Origin of the sequence: Burkholderia sp. EMB26 (assembly GCF_024730645.1) — a bacterium.
GTDB classification, from domain to species: Bacteria; Pseudomonadota; Gammaproteobacteria; order Burkholderiales; family Burkholderiaceae; genus Burkholderia; species Burkholderia cenocepacia.
Genome location: NZ_CP078071.1, coordinates 2,012,050 through 2,028,675 on the forward strand (window position 1 = coordinate 2,012,050; position 16,626 = coordinate 2,028,675).

13 protein-coding genes are annotated in these 16,626 nt (G+C 69.1%); 9 read left to right on the forward strand and 4 right to left on the reverse strand.

Annotated elements, in window-relative coordinates; translation table 11 throughout:
* Positions 1 to 12 precede the first annotated feature (12 nt).
* Positions 13 to 1,515, reverse strand: coding sequence for a nitronate monooxygenase (locus KU887_RS25830; RefSeq protein WP_258255907.1), 1,503 nt, complete (start codon positions 1,513 to 1,515; stop codon positions 13 to 15).
* A gap of 195 nt (positions 1,516 to 1,710) precedes the next feature.
* Positions 1,711 to 2,481, reverse strand: a complete 771-nt coding sequence (glcC, locus tag KU887_RS25835; RefSeq protein ID WP_006483542.1) for a transcriptional regulator GlcC — start codon at positions 2,479 to 2,481, stop codon at positions 1,711 to 1,713.
* A 218-nt stretch (positions 2,482 to 2,699) separates the two neighbouring features.
* On the opposite strand from glcC, the gene glcD reads away from it, so the two are divergent.
* The 8 genes from glcD (at position 2,700) to KU887_RS25875 (ending at position 13,487) form a co-directional block, all read left to right on the forward strand.
* Positions 2,700 to 4,199, forward strand: a complete 1,500-nt coding sequence (gene glcD, locus KU887_RS25840; RefSeq protein ID WP_006483541.1) for a glycolate oxidase subunit GlcD — start codon at positions 2,700 to 2,702, stop codon at positions 4,197 to 4,199.
* Positions 4,199 to 5,275: a glycolate oxidase subunit GlcE gene (glcE, locus tag KU887_RS25845; RefSeq protein ID WP_058902448.1), complete on the forward strand. Its 1,077-nt coding sequence runs from the start codon at positions 4,199 to 4,201 to the stop codon at positions 5,273 to 5,275. The genes glcD and glcE overlap by 1 nt, the downstream gene beginning before the upstream one ends.
* Before the next feature lie 24 nt (positions 5,276 to 5,299).
* Complete coding sequence (gene glcF, locus KU887_RS25850; protein WP_058902449.1) at positions 5,300 to 6,520, forward strand: glycolate oxidase subunit GlcF; 1,221 nt, start codon at positions 5,300 to 5,302, stop codon at positions 6,518 to 6,520.
* 22 nt (positions 6,521 to 6,542) lie between these two features.
* Complete coding sequence (locus KU887_RS25855) at positions 6,543 to 6,947, forward strand: heme-binding protein (protein WP_058902450.1); 405 nt, start codon at positions 6,543 to 6,545, stop codon at positions 6,945 to 6,947.
* A gap of 39 nt (positions 6,948 to 6,986) precedes the next feature.
* Complete coding sequence (locus KU887_RS25860) at positions 6,987 to 9,161, forward strand: malate synthase G (protein ID WP_258255913.1); 2,175 nt, start codon at positions 6,987 to 6,989, stop codon at positions 9,159 to 9,161.
* 526 nt (positions 9,162 to 9,687) lie between these two features.
* A complete protein-coding gene (locus KU887_RS25865; RefSeq protein WP_059722224.1) occupies positions 9,688 to 11,253 on the forward strand; it encodes a sensor domain-containing diguanylate cyclase in 1,566 nt (521 codons plus the stop codon).
* 174 nt (positions 11,254 to 11,427) lie between these two features.
* Positions 11,428 to 12,810 carry a cache domain-containing protein gene (locus tag KU887_RS25870; RefSeq protein ID WP_006496242.1) on the forward strand — a complete coding sequence of 461 codons (1,383 nt, stop codon included), beginning with the start codon at positions 11,428 to 11,430 and terminating at the stop codon, positions 12,808 to 12,810.
* Between the two features lie 32 nt (positions 12,811 to 12,842).
* Positions 12,843 to 13,487 (forward strand): response regulator transcription factor, encoded by a 645-nt coding sequence (locus tag KU887_RS25875; RefSeq protein ID WP_006485936.1) that lies wholly within the window; start codon positions 12,843 to 12,845, stop codon positions 13,485 to 13,487.
* 45 nt (positions 13,488 to 13,532) lie between these two features.
* On the opposite strand, the gene KU887_RS25880 is transcribed toward KU887_RS25875, so the two are convergent.
* Positions 13,533 to 15,053, reverse strand: coding sequence for an MFS transporter (locus tag KU887_RS25880; RefSeq protein WP_258255917.1), 1,521 nt, complete (start codon positions 15,051 to 15,053; stop codon positions 13,533 to 13,535).
* A gap of 145 nt (positions 15,054 to 15,198) precedes the next feature.
* On the opposite strand from KU887_RS25880, the gene KU887_RS25885 reads away from it, so the two are divergent.
* Entirely contained in the window at positions 15,199 to 15,837 is a 639-nt protein-coding gene (locus tag KU887_RS25885) for a TetR/AcrR family transcriptional regulator (RefSeq protein ID WP_012493651.1), read from the forward strand.
* Positions 15,838 to 15,918: 81 nt separating this feature from the next.
* On the opposite strand, the gene KU887_RS25890 is transcribed toward KU887_RS25885, so the two are convergent.
* The gene (locus tag KU887_RS25890; protein WP_060266782.1) at positions 15,919 to 16,515 is read right to left on the reverse strand and encodes a phospholipid-binding protein MlaC; all 597 of its coding nucleotides are present in this window, start codon (positions 16,513 to 16,515) and stop codon (positions 15,919 to 15,921) included.
* Positions 16,516 to 16,626 lie beyond the last annotated feature (111 nt).

The window sequence follows — 16,626 nt, forward strand, 5'->3', positions numbered from 1 at the left end:
CAATTCTAGCGGTTACCGCGCCGGTTGCGCCCCGCCCGCGCCGCCGCGCAGCCGCACGTCCACCGCCCCGATATTCTTCTCGTGCGCGACCAGCATCAACGACAGCGCATGGTGAATGTCCGGATCGGCGAGCGTCGGCAGCAAGGTCTGCAGCTTGCGCACGACCCAGCGTTGGCCGCGATTCAGGAACGCCATCCGCTCCGCCAGATCGTCGATCGCCATCGCCTTCTCATAGAACGCGCCGGTCGCGCGCGTCGGCACCGCGTCGAGCGACCGGATCGCGTCGACGAGCACGCTGCACCAGTGCGCCTCGTCCTGGCGGATACGGGCGATCAGCCGATGCAGCTCGGTATCGTCGGTCACCTCGGTCGCCGTCTCGGACGCGACGCGCGCACCCGCGCGCTCGGCTGCCAGCAATTCGTCGAGCGTAGCCAGCAACGCGGCGCGGCGCTCGTGTTCGCGCTCGTCGACGGCGACAGCCGGCGTCCCCGCGCCGCCTTTGTCGAGTATCGCGGCCGCGCCGGCGACGATCCGCTGCAACACGTCGCCGGCCATCTCGACCGCCTCGATCCGCCCCGCGCCCGTGCCCGCATACAGCGCCATCGCCTCGACATCGCCGGTCATCGTGCGCAGCGGCGAATCGGTGCTGAACAGATAGATCGGCCGCCCTTCCTCGTCGCCGATCACGGTCCGCGCGTCGCCGAACGGATCGCCGCGTTCGCCGCGCGTCACGCTCGACGGCAGCACGCGCACCCTCGCGCCGCGCGGCCAGTTGATGTGGAAGATGTCGGTCAGCAGCGTGTCGCCTTCGTGCGCCTCGACGATGCGCTGCTTGTGATACGCATGCGCGAACGATTCGTGGGTCGCGATGAAGGCCGTGCCCATCACCGCGCCCTGCACGCCGAGCGCCATCGCGGCCGCCACGCCCGCACCGTCGACGATCCCGCCCGCCGCGAGTACCGGCACGTTCGCGGCACCGATCACGTCGGGCAGCAACGCGGCAAGCGGCCGGTCGCCGCGGACATGGCCGCCCGCCTCGCGCCCCTGCACGATCAATGCCTGCGCCCCGGCCGCTTCGGCCGCGCGCGCATCGTCGAGCGAGCCGACCTGATGCACCACGCACACGCCCGCGTCGCGCAGGCGCCGCACGACGGCCGGCATCACGTCCCAGAACAGCGCGACGACGGGCACGCGCAGCTCGACGCATGCGTCGAGCTGGGCATCGAGCAGATCGGGCGGCGTCGACGCGGGAATCAGATTGATGCCGAACGGGCGATCGGTCGCCGCGCGTACTCGCTGCACTTCGCTGCGGATCAGCGCAACCGGCTCGCGCACCATGCCGAGAAAGCCGAACCCGCCGGCCGCGCTCACGGCGCTCGCGAGCTCCGCGCGCGCGACACCGCCCATGCCCGCGAGCACGATCGGCCAGGTGCAGCCGAGCAGGTCGCAGACGGGGCGATGCAGGATCTGGATGGCGCGGGCGTCGTGCCCGTCGCCACGCGTCGGAATCGACATGCAGCATCCTCCTGTCAGAAGCGGGATCGGTGGCGTATCACGCTCGACGGTACGCCGTACGTGTTGCATCCACGTGCACGAGCGATGCCAAGCCGCGCACCGAATAGATCACATTGTGACATATTCGATCGTGAGGCCGCAGCGTCAGCGCACCAGGCGTGATTTACATCAACGTGCAGGCGAGCCACCGCCCGTTCACGTCCACCCTTCGAGCCGCAACGTCGAACGCACGAGCCGCTGCTCCTCCTGCTCGATCTCGCGCAGATAGTCTACGCACTGACGGATATGTTCGCTCGCGGCCTTGCGCGCCTGGTCGGGCAGCCGCCCCGTGACCGCGTTGTAGAGCCGCGCGTGCTGACGGTCGATCTGCTTTTTCAGCGGTTCGCGGTGATAGAGGTTGTTCACCGACGCGAACACCGAGCTGAGCAGCAGGTCGGTCAGCGACTGCAGCGTATTGACGAGCACGGGGTTGTGCGACGCCTCGCAGATCGCAAGATGAAACGCGTGGTCGAGTTTCGCGCGCGCGGCGGGATCGAGATCCTGCGCGTCGGCCGCCGTCATTTCCTCGTAGCGGCGCCGGATCAGGATGAAATCGGCCGGCGTGCCGCGCAGCGCCGCGAGCCGCGCGGCCTCGGCCTCGAGCATTCCGCGCACCTCGAACAGGTCGTACAGCGTACGCGGCTGCGAGCCGAGCAGATGCATCATCGGCGTGATCGCACGCTGCGGGGTCAGGCTCGCGACGAACGAACCCTTGCCGTGCGTCGTATCGATGATCCCGCGCGCGTGCAGCAGCTTCATGCCTTCGCGCACGGCCGTGCGCGACACGCCGAGCTTCTCGGTCAGCCGCCGCTCCGACGGCAGCGCCTGCCCGGCCTTCAGCACGCCGTCGACGATCAACTGCTCGATCCGCTCGGCGACGACGTCGGCCACGCGTCGCGCCGGCCCTTCCCGCTCCTGCATTTCCATACTGGTATGACCACTTTGGACAGATGACGCCGATTTTCGCACAAAGCCTTGTTGTCGTTGGGTTTTACCGATCATTCAAGAACGCAGGATCGATCGCTTATCAAAAACTGGTATGACCACCTTAGCGACGTCTGGACATGCCCGCGCGGGCCGCCAAGAATCCTGTCCTTCCGGCGTGTCGCGCCTCGCGCGGCCGCCCGCATGGTGGAGACGAACCAATGAGTTTCATCTACGACGAACGGATCGACGGGCCGCTGGCGACCGTCGACCGCGCCACCCTCGTCGCCGCGCTGCACGCGGCGGCGCCCGGCCTCGACGTGCTGCACGAACGCGAGGCGCTCAAGCCGTTCGAATGCGACGGGCTGGCCGCGTACCGCACGGTGCCGCTCGCGGTCGTGCTACCCGACACGGTCGACCAGGTGCGCGCGGTGTTGCGCGTCGCAGCCGCGCACGGCGTGCCGGTCGTCGCGCGCGGCGCGGGCACCGGATTGTCGGGCGGCGCGATGCCGCTCGAAAAAGGCATCCTGCTGGTGATGGCGAAGTTCAACCGGATCCTCGACATCGACCCCGATGCCGGCATCGCGCGCGTGCAGCCCGGCGTGCGCAATCTCGCGATCTCGCAAGCCGCCGCGCCGCACGGCCTCTACTATGCGCCCGACCCGTCGTCGCAGATCGCGTGCTCGATCGGCGGCAACGTCGCCGAGAACGCGGGCGGCGTCCACTGCCTGAAATACGGGCTCACGGTGCACAACATCCTGAAGGTCGAGATCCTGACGATCGACGGCGACACGCTCACGCTCGGCGCCGACGCGCTCGATGCACCGGGCTTCGACCTGCTCGCGCTGTTCACCGGCTCCGAAGGAATGCTCGGCATCGTCACCGAGGTGACGGTGAAGCTGTTGCCGAAGCCGCCGAGCGTGAAGGTGCTGATGGCGAGCTTCGACGACGTCGCCGAGGCGGGCGCCGCGGTCGCGCGGATCATCGGCGCGGGCGTGATCCCCGGCGGCCTCGAGATGATGGACAACCTCGCGATCCGCGCGGCCGAGGACTTCATCCACGCGGGCTATCCGGTCGACGCGCAGGCGATCCTGCTGTGCGAGCTCGACGGCGCGGCCAGCGACGTCGACGAGGATGCCGAACGCGTCGCCGCGCTGCTGCGCGACGCGGGCGCAAGCGAGATTCGCGTCGCGCGCGACGAAGCCGAGCGCCAGCGCTTCTGGGCCGGCCGCAAGAACGCGTTCCCGGCGGTCGGCCGGATGTCGCCCGACTACTACTGCATGGACGGCACGATCCCGCGCCGCGAGCTGCCGCGCGTGCTCGAAGGGATCGCCGCGCTGTCCGCCGAATACCGGCTGCCGGTCGCGAACGTGTTCCACGCGGGCGACGGCAACATGCACCCGCTGATCCTGTTCGATGCGAACCGGCCCGGCGAGCTCGACCGCGCGGAAGCGCTCGGCGGCAAGATCCTCGAGCTGTGCGTCGCGGCGGGCGGCAGCATCACCGGCGAACACGGTGTCGGGCGCGAGAAGATCAACCAGATGTGCGTGCAGTTCAACGCCGACGAAATCACGTTCTTCCACGCGGTGAAGGCCGCATTCGATCCGCAGGGGCTGCTCAATCCCGGCAAGAACATCCCGACGCTGCACCGCTGCGCCGAATTCGGCGCAATGCACGTCCATCACGGCAAGCTGCCGTTTCCCGAACTGGAGCGCTTCTGATGCGACGCGACATCGAATCCATCGACGACAGCGCGGCGCTCGTCGCGCAGGTCGACGCGGCGATCCGCGATCGCCAGCCGCTGCGCATCCGCGGCGCCGGCACGAAGGCGTTCGCCGGCCGCCCGGTCGAAGGCCGCACGCTCGACGTGCGCACGCATCGCGGCATCGTGTCGTACGACCCGACCGAACTCGTGATCACCGCGCGCGCGGGCACGCCGCTCGCCGATCTGGACGCGATGCTCGACGCGGCCGGCCAGATGCTGCCGTGCGAGCCGCCGTCGTTCGGCGGCGCGGCCACCGTCGGCGGCATGTTCGCGGCGGCGCTGTCGGGCCCGCGTCGTCCGTGGGCCGGCGCGGTGCGCGACTTCGTGCTCGGCTGCCGCGTGATCACCGGCCACGCGAAGCATCTGCGCTTCGGCGGCGAAGTGATGAAGAACGTCGCGGGCTACGACGTGTCGCGCCTGCTGGCCGGCAGTTTCGGTTGCCTCGGCGTCGTGACCGAAGTGTCGCTGAAGGTGCTGCCGAAGCCGCGCGCGACGTGCGATCTCGCGTTGACGCTTGCGGCAAGCGAAGCCGTGCAGCGCGTCGCCGCGTGGCGTCGCGCGGGGCTGCCGCTCGCGGGTGCGTGCCACGCGAACGGCGTACTGCGCGTGCGGATCGAAGGCGGCGACGGCTCGGTGAAGGCCGCGCGCGACACGATCGGCGGCGACCGGATGGACGACCGCGGCGACGCATTCTGGGCGCGGCTGCGCGATCTCGCGCTGCCGTTCTTCGACGACCCGCGCCCGCTGTGGCGCGTGTCGGTGCCGGCTGCCGCGCCGCTCGACGCGTGGCCGGGCGCGCAGCTCGTCGACTGGGGCGGCGCGCAGCGCTGGCTGAAAAGCGACGCGGCGCCGGCCGACGTGCAGCGCCTGGCCGCGCAATGGGGCGGCCACGCGACCTGCTTCACGCCGGGCACGACACCTGAGCCGTTCCAGCCGCTGCCGCCCGCGCTGCTGCGCGTACACCGGCAGCTCAAGGCGCAGCTCGACCCGCACGCGATCTTCAATCCCGGCCGGCTCTACGCCGACTTCTGACGCGAACCCGATCCCGACCCGCCGATGCAAACCAATCTCAGCGAAGCAAGCAAGGCCCTCGCCCGGGCCGACGAAGCGGAAGCGATCCTGCGCGCGTGCGTGCACTGCGGCTTCTGCAATGCGACCTGCCCAACCTATCAGGTGCTCGGCAACGAGCTCGACGGGCCGCGCGGCCGCATCTACCTGATCAAGCAGTTGCTCGAAGGCGAGCCGTGCGGCGAACGCACGCAACGGCATCTCGACCGCTGCCTGACGTGCCGCAACTGCGAGACGACCTGCCCGTCCGGCGTGCGCTATCACACGCTGCTCGACATCGGCCGCGCGGAAGCCGAAAAGCGCGTGCAACGGCCGGCGCGCGAACGCCTGCTGCGCGCCGGGTTGCGTCACGTGGTGCCGCGCCCGGCGACGTTCGCCGCGCTGCTGAAGGCCGGCCGCGCGCTGCGCCCGCTGCTGCCCGGCACGCTGCGGGACAAGATCCCGGCCGCCGTGCCCGCCGCCGCGCCGCGCCCGGCCGTGCGTCATGCACGGCGCGTGCTGATGCTCGAGGGCTGCGTGCAGCCGTCGCTGTCGCCGAACACCAATGCGGCCGCCGCGCGCGTGCTCGACCGGCTCGGCATCAGCGTGAGCCCCGCGCGCGAAGCCGGCTGCTGCGGCGCGACCGAATATCACCTGAACGCGCAGGATGCGGGCCTTCAGCGCGCGCGCCGCAACATCGACGCATGGTGGCCCGCGATCGAGGCCGGTGCGGAGGCGATCGTGCTGACCGCGAGCGGCTGCGGCGCGTTCGTGAAGGAATACGGCGACCTGCTGCGCTCCGACCCCGTCTATGCGGAGAAGGCGCGGCGCGTCAGCGCGCTCGCGCGCGATCTGGCCGAAGTGATCGCGGCCGAGCCGCTCGAGGCACTCGCCGATGCGACGCCACGGCGCGTCGCGGTCCATTGCCCGTGCACGCTGCAGCACGCGCAGCGCCTCGGCGGTGCGGTCGAGCGCATCCTGACGCGGCTGGGCTTCGATCTGACGAATGTCGCCGACGGCCATCTGTGCTGCGGCTCGGCCGGCACGTATGCGCTGACGCAACCCGACCTCGCGACGACACTACGCGACAACAAGCTCGATGCGCTCGAAGCGGCGCAGCCGGACCTGATTGTCACCGCCAACGTCGGCTGCCAGACTCATCTGAACGGCGCGGGCCGCACGCCCGTGCGCCACTGGATCGAGCTCGTCGACAACCGGCTGGTCACCTGACCACCGCTTCCGGAGGAAACCCATGCAAATGAAACCCGAACTCGAACTGGCCGATGCCGAGCGCATGCTCGCCGCGGCGCGCGCGGAAGCGGAACGCCACGGCTGGGCCGTGTCGATCGCCGTCGTCGACGACGGCGGCCACCTGCTCGCGTTCGCTCGGCTGAACGGCGCATCGCCGGCCAGCAGCACCCTCGCGCAGGACAAGGCCCGCGCGGCGGCGCTCGGCCGTCGCGAGACGAAGGCGTATGAGGATATGATCAACGGTGGCCGCACCGCGTTTCTGAGCGCGCCGCTGACGGGCTTGCTCGAAGGCGGCGTGCCGGTCACGGTCGGCGGCCGGATTGCAGGCGCGATCGGTGTGTCTGGCGTAAAGTCCGAACAGGACGCGCAGATCGCCCGCGCCGGTACACAGAGCGTCGCGGAATAACCAGCCAAACCGCGCGCATTTTCCCCGGGAGGATTCACGATGATCGACCAAGCAGGACTGCAAGTCGCGCCAGCGCTGAGCCAGTTCATTGAAAACGAAGCGCTGCCGGGCACCGGCATCGACAAGGCCGCGTTCTGGAGCGATTTCTCGGCCCTAGTGCACGACCTCGCGCCGCGCAACCGCGAGCTGCTCGCCGAACGCGACCGCCTGCAGCAGGAACTCGACGCGTGGCATCGCGCGCACCCCGGCCCGGTTCGCGACCATGCCGCGTATCGCGCATTCCTCGAACGAATCGGCTACCTCGTGCCGGTCCCGTCGAACGTCGCGGCAGCCACCGCGAACGTCGACAGCGAGATCGCCACGCAGGCCGGCCCGCAGCTCGTCGTGCCGCTGTCGAACGCACGCTATGCGCTGAACGCCGCGAACGCGCGCTGGGGCAGCCTGTACGACGCGCTGTACGGCACCGACGCACTGCCCGAAGACGGCGGCGCCGAACGCACGTCGGCCTACAACCCGACGCGCGGCCAGCGCGTGATCGACTACGCGCGCAACGTGCTCGACACCGCGGCGCCGCTCGCGAGCGGCTCGCACCGCGACGCGCTGCGCTACCGCGTGCAGGACGGCCAGCTCGCGGTCGAAACCGCGAAGGGCAACGTCGCGCTCGCGCAGCCCGCGCAGTTCGTCGGCTACCAGGGCACGGCCGATGCGCCGTCCGCGATCCTGCTGAAGCACAACGGCCTGCACCTCGAGATCCAGATCGACGCGTCGACGCCGATCGGCCGCGCCGATCTCGCGAACGTGAAGGACGTCGTGCTCGAAGCCGCGGTCAGCACGATCATCGACTGCGAGGATTCGGTCGCGGCGGTCGACGCCGACGACAAGGTCCAGCTCTACCGCAACTGGCTCGGCCTGATGCAGGGCACGCTGGTCGAGGAAGTCGCGAAGGGCGGCAAGACCTTCACGCGCCGCCTGAACGCCGATCGCGAGTACACGACGCCCGCCGGCGGCACGCTGTCGCTGCATGGCCGCTCGCTGCTGTTCGTGCGCAACGTCGGCCACCTGATGACCAACGGCGCGGTGCTCGACCGCGACGGCAACGAGATTCCGGAAGGGATTCTCGACGGCGTCGTCACGGTGCTGTGCGCGCTGCACGACCTGAAGGCGAAGCGCAATTCGCGCACGGGCTCGATCTACATCGTGAAGCCGAAGATGCACGGCCCGGTGGAAGTCGCGTTCGCCGACACGCTGTTCGCGCGCATCGAGGATCTGTACGGCCTGCCGCGCAACACGCTGAAGATGGGCATCATGGACGAGGAGCGCCGCACCAGCGTGAACCTCGCCGCATGTATCGCCGCCGCCGCCGCGCGCGTGGCGTTCATCAACACCGGCTTCCTCGACCGCACCGGCGACGAGATGCACACCGCGATGGAAGCGGGCCCGATGATCCGCAAGGGCGACATGAAGTCGTCGGCGTGGATCCAGTCGTACGAGCGCAACAACGTGCTCGCGGGCCTGTCGGCCGGCCTGCGCGGCCGCGCGCAGATCGGCAAGGGCATGTGGGCGATGCCGGACCTGATGCATGCGATGCTCGAGCAGAAGATCGCGCATCCGCGCGCCGGCGCGAACACCGCATGGGTGCCGTCGCCGACCGCCGCGACGCTGCACGCGCTGCACTACCACCTCGTCGACGTGCAGGCCGTCCAGCAGGAACTCGAGAAGACGCCGTACGCGAGCGAGCGCGACGCACTGCTCGAGGGGCTGTTGACCGTGCCGGTCGTCGAGCGTGCCGCGTGGAGCGAGGCGGAAATCCTGAGCGAGGTCGAGAACAACGCGCAGGGCATCCTCGGCTACGTCGTGCGCTGGGTCGAACAGGGCGTCGGCTGCTCGAAGGTGCCGGACATCCACGACGTCGGCCTGATGGAAGATCGCGCGACGCTGCGCATTTCGAGCCAGCACATCGCGAACTGGCTGCGCCACGGCGTGATCACCGAGGCATTCGTGCTCGACGTGTTCAAGCGGATGGCGCGCGTCGTCGACCAGCAGAACGCCGGCGATCCGAACTATCGCCCGATGGCGCCCGGCTACGACCAGTCGACCGCGTTCCAGGCCGCGTGCGCGCTCGCGCTGCAAGGTACGTCGCAGCCGAGCGGTTATACCGAGCCGCTGCTGCATCAGTTCCGGCTCGCGTTCAAGGCGCAACAGCGCGGCGCATGAACCTGCGCATGCGGGTTCGTCCCGCATGCCGTACGCCGGCCTCGCGAAACGGGCAGCCTCGCGGCTGCCCGTTTTCATATTCGCGTTCAGCCGAGCGTTGAAACCGATAATCGGCGCCTGTCGCCGGCCCACCATTAATCCGCCGGTATCCGCAACCGTCGGCGCGACCTCCCCGCTCCCCCGCAGAGCCTTGCGCCGCAACGCTGCGCCCGATATTGGCAAGCCCGGGACTACACCGTAATTTGACCCCGATCAACAGGATGCAACATTTTCCGCGCACGCAAACACGCGCGTTATACTCCGTGGAATTCGCATCACGCAATTCGTCAGATCGTCGAATTGCAGTCAATGTTTACCTGTGAATATAGGGTTTATCCGGTCGCGATTGTCGATAATCGGCGGCCGTTTTTTCCGCTGAACGAAAGGCTGGCACGGGCAGAGGGCTGCGCACCGGATCGCCACCGGTAGTCATACGAACAATCGCATCGATCCGCCGCCCGGCGACGATGCCCCCGATCCACGGACCATGGCCGAAACCGACTACGCAATGCCCAGCGAATCCGGCCTGACGAGCCGTGTCGCCGCTCATCTGCGCCGGTTCCTGCTGCCGCACCTGATCTTCTATACGGGGCTGCTGATCGCGCTGATCCTGCTGCTACTGTGCGGAATCGTGCTGTACGAAGGCCGCATCGACGCGCGCGACCGTTCGCGCAGCATGCAGCAGAATCTCGCGCTGATGGCGTCGTGGGACATCGAACGCAACATCGAGATCTATTCGCTGTCGCTGCAGGCGGTCGTCGAAGGCGCGAACGACCCCGACGTCACCAAGCTGCCGATGCCGCTGCGCCGCCAGGTGCTGTTCGACCGCGCGACGACGGCCAAGTACCTCGGCGGCATCTACGTGCTCGACGCAAAGGGCGACATCGCGGTCGACGGCAAGAGCGACGTGCCGCGCAAGGCCAACTTCGCGAACGAACCGTACTTCACCGTGCCCCGCGACCACCCCGAGATCGGCCTGTACGTGAGCCCCCCGTATCATTCGCGGCTGCGCGGCGGCTCGCCGAGCATCGCGCTCAGCCGGCGAATCACGCGGCCCGACGGGTCGTTCGGCGGCGTCGCGGTGATGTCGATCCGGCTCGAATATTTCCAGAATCTGTTCTCGCGCCTGTCGCTCGGCGATCGCGGCTCGGTTGCCCTGATCAACACGGACGGCAAGATGGTCGCGCGCGAGCCCTACGACCCCAGGATTGTCGGCCGCGACATCAGTCGCGCGAGCACGTTCCGGCATTTCATGACCGCCAGCGAAGGCAGCTTCGCCGATACCGCGTCGATCGACGGCGTGCGACGCCTGTACGTGTTCCGGCACCTCGACGGCCTGCCGCTGATCGTCATGGTCGCGCGCTCGGAAGCGGACACCTACGCCGCGTGGTACGACCGTGCGATCCCGATCGGCTCCGCGATGGTCGTGCTCGCGATCGGCTTCGTCGGCCTGTCGCTGCTGCTCGACGTGCAATTGCGCAAGCGTCATCGCGCGGAAACCGAGCTGCAGGCGCTCGCGCGCACCGACGGCCTGACGGGCCTCGACAACCGCCGGATGCTCGACGTCACGCTCGCGCGCGAATGGCGGCGTGCCGCGCGCTCGCAACATGCGCTGTCGCTGCTGTTCATCGACGTCGATTACTTCAAGCGCTACAACGACACGCAGGGCCACCAGGCCGGCGACGACGCCCTCGCCGCGGTCGGCCACTGCATCGCCGGCTGCCTGCGCCGCCCGGCCGACTATGCGGCGCGCTATGGCGGCGAGGAATTCGTCGTGGTGCTGCCGGACATCGACTCGGACGGCGCGGTGACGATCGCCGAAACGATCCGCACGGGCGTCCTCGATCTCGGCATCCGCCACGACGCCGGCACGGTCGGCCGGCTGACGGTGAGCATCGGCGTGACGACCAGCTATCCCGAACGCGACGACAACATCCAGGCCGCGCTGAAGCTGGCCGACGATGCGCTGTACCGGGCGAAGGAAGGCGGGCGCAACCGCATCGTCGTGCAGGCGGCCACGCCGCCCGACGATCGCCAGTCGCGGCGGGCCTGAGCGTACGGGCAGCGGCGGGGCCGCCGCCGTCCGCAGACAAAATCACCGACAATATCGGCTCGATACGCCACCGCGCCACCGCGCGGCCGACGTCCCCGGCCGGGCCGCGCCTGGCTGGCCGCGCCTGGCCAGCCGCACCACGGCCGCGCCGGTTCGCGGCCGCTTCGCACCACCATGAGACTCAAGGCAAAGATCTTCCTTCTGGCCATCGTGCCGTTCCTGCTCGCGATCGCCGGCATCGGCTTCGGCGTGCGCCAGCAGGCGACGTCGCTCGCGCGCACGCAGCACGCGACGATCCAGGCCGCGTACCTGTCGAGCAAGGAAGTCGAGCTGAAACACTACGTCGAGCTCGCGACGAGCGCGATCATGCCGCTCTACGACGCGAGCGGCCGCAATGCGCGCGACGACGCGCTGCTGCGCACGCAGGCGCTCGCGATGCTGCAAAAGATGGATTTCGGCCCGGACGGCTATTTCTTCGTGTACGACCTGCACGGCAATTCGCTGATGCATCCGCGCGAGCCCGAGCGCGTCGGCCACAACTTCTGGTCGATGCGCGACCCGCAGGGCGCGCTGACCATCCAGAAGCTGATCGGCGCGGCGTCGCAGGGCGGCGGCTACGTGCGCTATGCATGGCAGCGGCCGTCGACGGGCCGCGTCGCGCCGAAGCTCGGCTACGTCGTCGCGCTCGAGCGCTGGGGCTGGATGGTCGGCACCGGCATCTATCTCGACGACGTCGACACCGCGCTGCAGCGCATCGACGCGCGCGCGTCCGCGAACATCGAGCGCACGATGAGCTGGCTCACCGCGATCGCGCTCACCGGCGCGGCGGCGATCGCCGTGTGCGCGCTGGTGCTGAACGTCAGCGAGTCGCGCAGCGCCGACGCGAAACTCAAGCAGCTCGCGCAGCGCGTCGTCGAATCGCAGGAGCAGGAGCGCGCGCGGCTGTCACGCGAACTGCACGACGGGATCAGCCAGATGATGGTGTCCGCGAAGCTGATGCTCGAATCCGCGCTCGCGCGCTTCGAGCGCGGCACGTCGCGCGTGCCCGAAGCCGAGCAGGCGCTCGCGTCGGGTGTCGGGCGGCTCGGCGATACGCTGCGCGAAGTCCGGCGCATCTCGCATGCGCTGCGGCCGTCGATGCTCGACGATCTCGGCCTCGCGGCCGCGCTCGAGCAACTCGTGCGCGAGCTCGGCGCCGAGAGCGGCATCGACATCGGCTATACGCAGGTCGCGCACAGCGGCACGCAGCCCTTGCCCGAAGCCGTCAACACCGCGCTGTTCCGGATCGCGCAGGAAGCGCTGAGCAATATCGTGCATCATGCGCGGGCGTCGCGCGCGGCCGTCACGCTCGACGTCGGCGCGCAAACCGTCACGCTGACGATTGCCGACAACGGCTGCGGCTTCGACGCCGAACGCTCGCAGGCCGACGCGCGCCGCGGCATCGGCCTGCGCAACATGCGCGAGCGCCTCGACGCGCTCGGCGGCACGCTGACGATCACGTCGCAAGTGGGCCACACGATCGTCGCCGCACGCGTGCCGCTGCGCAGCGCGGCGTGACGACGCGCCCCATTACAGGAGACCTTTCACGCATGAGCGCCCCCGATACCGCCCGGCCCGCCGCCCGACTGCTGCTCGTCGACGACCACCCGCTCGTACGCGACGGCTTGCGGATGCGGCTCGAAGCGGCCGATCTGTCGGTGGTCGGCGAGGCCGGCAACGCGGACGAGGCGCTCGCGCTCGCCGCGTCGCTCGAACCCGATCTCGCGCTGATGGACGTCGGCATGAACGGCATGAACGGCATCACGCTCGCCGGCGTATTCCACGAGCGCTTTCCGGGCATTCGCGTGCTGATGCTGTCGATGCACGACAACATCGAGTACGTGACGCAGGCGGTGCGTGCCGGCGCGAGCGGCTATCTGCTGAAGGATTCGCCCGCGAGCGAGATCGTCCGCGCGATCGGCGCCGTGCTGGCCGGGCAGACGTTCTTCAGCGAAGGGCTGGCCGCGCGCATGATCCAGGCGAGCGCGACCGCGTCGCCGCTGGACCGGTTGACGCCGCGCGAGCGCGACATCCTCGACGCGCTGGCCGAGGGGCTGTCGAGCAAGCAGATCGCGCAACAGACGGGGCTGTCGGTGCGCACGGTCGAGACGCACCGGCTCAACCTGAAGCGCAAGCTGGAGATCGAAGGGCAGGCCGAGCTGATCAAGTTCGCGGTCGAGCATCGGCGGCGGTAGGCCCGCCTGTCGAACCGATCCGCCGCGACCCGCCCGCGCGCCTTCTCATTCCGGCTCCGGCCGTGAAGACGTCACGCACGACACGGCCGCTTGCTGCGCCTTTTCACGTCGCATCGTCAACATCAGCGCGATCACCATACTGAGGATTCCGGAACACAGGATCGCGAGCGAAAACCCGTGCGCCATCGCATCCCGATACGCACCGAGCATGTCGGGCCGTCCGGCCGCGAGCACGTGCTCCATCACGGCCTGCCGCGCAAGCGTATCCGCGTGCGCGCCGCCCGCCGCGTGCATCGCGGCCGTCATCCGGTGCAACGCGCCGACGCTCATCATGCTGCCGAGCACCGCGATGCCCAGGCTCATCCCGGTCTGGCGCAATGCGTTCATCGTCGCCGACGCCATGCCCGCGCGCTCGGCCGGCGCCAGTTCCATCACGGTCATGCCGGTCGCCGGCACCGCGAGCCCCATGCCGACGCCGAGCAGCGCCAGCACCACGCCGACCGCCGCGTAGGGGGTTGTCGCACCGAAGCCGGCCATGACCGCGAGCATCGTGCCGATCAGCCCGTATCCGGCCACCATCAGCGTATGCAGCGGCATGCGTGCCGCGATGCGCCCGAACAGCATCGACGTGATCGCCGTCATCACGAACTGCGGCATCAGTTGCCAGCCGGCCGCGGCGGGCGCACGACCCTGCGCCTGCTGCAGGAACAGCGACAGGAAGAACAGACTGCTGTACCCGGAGAACCCGAGCACGAACGACGCGAGATTCGCGCGCACCAGCCGCCGGTCGCGAAACAGCCACACCGGCAGCAGCGGCCGCTCGACCCGCGTTTCGACCCGCACGAAGACGACGAACGCCACCGCGGCGCCCGCCAGCGGCGCCAGCACCTTCACCTGCGACACACCGGCTTGGCCGATCCCGATCAGCCCGTAGGTCAGCAACCCGAACCACACCACGCTCAGCGCCTGCCCGAACGGATCGAACGCCGCATGCGCCGGATGCCGGCGCTCCGGAATGCCCCAGGCGCCGAGCAGCACGGCCACGATGCCGATCGGCACGTTGACGAGGAAGATGTCCTGCCATCCGCCATGCTCGACGAGCAGGCCGCCCAGCAGCGGCCCGAGGATCAGCGCGAGCGCACTGAACGCCGACCAGCCACCGATCACGCGGGCGCGTTCGCGCGCATCGGGAAACGCATGCGTGAGGATCGGCATCGCGCCGGGAATCAGCAACGCGCCGGCGAGCCCCTGGATCGCGCGGCCGGCCAGCAGCGGCCCGATCCGGCCCGCGCACGCACAGACGATCGAACCGGCCGTGAACAGGATCACGCTCGCGAGCCACACGCGCTTGTGACCGTAGCGGTCGCCGAGCGGGCCGGCCGACAGCATGAACGCGGACAGCGCGAGCGCGTACGCATTGACGACCCACTGCAGGCCGCCGATATCGGTATCGAGCGCCGTCTGCAGCGTCGGCAACGCGACGTTGACGATGCTGATGTCGAGCGTGGCGAGAAAGGTGCCGAGACAGACGGCCAGGACGAGTGCGGCGCGACGGTAGCGAGACATGGCGGTCGACCCGCGACGGGTCCATTGATGAGAATGATTCTCATCTTACATATCGACTGACCGTCGGTCAATGGATCATGTTGGCCGTAAACGGGGGCGCTGGCCTAAACTGCGGGCTTTGCATGAACGGGCGTCGAGCCGCGCGATGACGGACAGGACCAAGGCAGGGATCAGGACAGTGAAAGACGACGCGCCGGCGGGCAAGCCGCGCACGAAGCCGGCGGAAGTCCGCCTCGAGGAGCTGATGGCCGCGGCCGAGACGCTGTTCCTCGCGCAGGGCGTCGAAGCGACCACCATCAGCGAGATCGTCGAGCACGCGCAGGTCGCGAAGGGCACGTTCTATCACTACTTCGAATCGAAGACCGACATGCTCGCGGCGCTCGCGCAGCGCTACACCGCATCGTTCCTCGATCAGTTGCAGCAGGCGGTGGACGCGTGCGACGCCGACGACTGGCTCGCGCGCCTGCGCGCATGGATCCGCGCCAGCATCGACATCTACGCCGCAACCTATCGCACGCACGACATCGTCTACACGAACCATCACCACCACGATCGCGAGAATGCCGACAAGAACGCGATCCTCGAGCAGCTCGGCGCGATTCTCGACGGCGGCGCCCGGGCCGGCACGTGGCGGCTCGCGCACCCGCAGGTCACCGCGCTGCTGATCTATGCCGGCGTGCACGGCGCGACCGATCACATCATCGCGGCGCCGCAAACGGATCGCGCCGCGTTCGTCGATGCGGTGGTCGACGATTGCCTGCGGATGCTCGGCGTCGGCGCATGACGCGCGGCCGACGCGCCGCGATGAAAAAAGGGCGCCCGGGGGCGCCCTTCGTCCATCCAGACCGCAGCCTTGCAGCGGTCGTCAGTTGGTCCGCGAATTGTGCTTCTGCAGATACGCGATCAGGCCGTCGATCCCGCCCGTCGCGAGCTGGCTCTTGAACTGGCCCTGGTAGACCTGGATCAGCCACGCACCCGACATGTCGATGTCGTAGATCTTCCAGTCGTTGCCGACCTTGCCGAGACGATAGCCGACCGACTGGCTGTCGCCCGGCGTCGTCACCGTCGACTGCACCAGCGCATCGGCGCCCGACGCGCCGCCGGCCTTGAACGAGAACTTCGCGTCCTGGCCGCCGAGCTGCGCGAGCGACGCGGCGTAGGTGCGCGTCATCAGCAACCGGAACTGCTTGTACAGCTCCTGCTGCTGTTGCGGCGTGGCCTGCTTCCACGCGTCGCCGACCGCGATGCGGGTCGTGCGCTCGAAGTTGGTCGCGGGCAGGAAGCGCTGCTCGACGACCTGCGTGACCTTCGCCATGTCACCGCCGCGCGCGGCCGGATCGGCCTTCATCGCGTTGACGGTGCCCTCGACCGCCGTGCGGACGACATCGACCGGCGCGCTCTGCGCGAAAGCGGAAACCGACACGGCGGCCGCCGCGACGAAAGCAAACAGATGACGTTTCATACGAATTTCGCACTCGATGGAAAAAAACGGCCGGCTCTTTGCATCGGCCGGTGGAGCAAAGTATACCGGGCCTGACGCCCCGTTGCCGCCCGGTGACCGACTGTTACCTTT

Coding starts and splice junctions, on each gene's coding strand:
- KU887_RS25830 (WP_258255907.1), bottom strand. CDS start 1,515: ATGTCGATTCCGACGCGTGGCGACGGGCACGACGCCCGCGCCATCCAG.
- glcC (WP_006483542.1), bottom strand. CDS start 2,481: ATGGAAATGCAGGAGCGGGAAGGGCCGGCGCGACGCGTGGCCGACGTC.
- glcD (WP_006483541.1), top strand. CDS start 2,700: ATGAGTTTCATCTACGACGAACGGATCGACGGGCCGCTGGCGACCGTC.
- glcE (WP_058902448.1), top strand. CDS start 4,199: ATGCGACGCGACATCGAATCCATCGACGACAGCGCGGCGCTCGTCGCG.
- glcF (WP_058902449.1), top strand. CDS start 5,300: ATGCAAACCAATCTCAGCGAAGCAAGCAAGGCCCTCGCCCGGGCCGAC.
- KU887_RS25855 (WP_058902450.1), top strand. CDS start 6,543: ATGCAAATGAAACCCGAACTCGAACTGGCCGATGCCGAGCGCATGCTC.
- KU887_RS25860 (WP_258255913.1), top strand. CDS start 6,987: ATGATCGACCAAGCAGGACTGCAAGTCGCGCCAGCGCTGAGCCAGTTC.
- KU887_RS25865 (WP_059722224.1), top strand. CDS start 9,688: ATGGCCGAAACCGACTACGCAATGCCCAGCGAATCCGGCCTGACGAGC.
- KU887_RS25870 (WP_006496242.1), top strand. CDS start 11,428: ATGAGACTCAAGGCAAAGATCTTCCTTCTGGCCATCGTGCCGTTCCTG.
- KU887_RS25875 (WP_006485936.1), top strand. CDS start 12,843: ATGAGCGCCCCCGATACCGCCCGGCCCGCCGCCCGACTGCTGCTCGTC.
- KU887_RS25880 (WP_258255917.1), bottom strand. CDS start 15,053: ATGTCTCGCTACCGTCGCGCCGCACTCGTCCTGGCCGTCTGTCTCGGC.
- KU887_RS25885 (WP_012493651.1), top strand. CDS start 15,199: ATGACGGACAGGACCAAGGCAGGGATCAGGACAGTGAAAGACGACGCG.
- KU887_RS25890 (WP_060266782.1), bottom strand. CDS start 16,515: ATGAAACGTCATCTGTTTGCTTTCGTCGCGGCGGCCGCCGTGTCGGTT.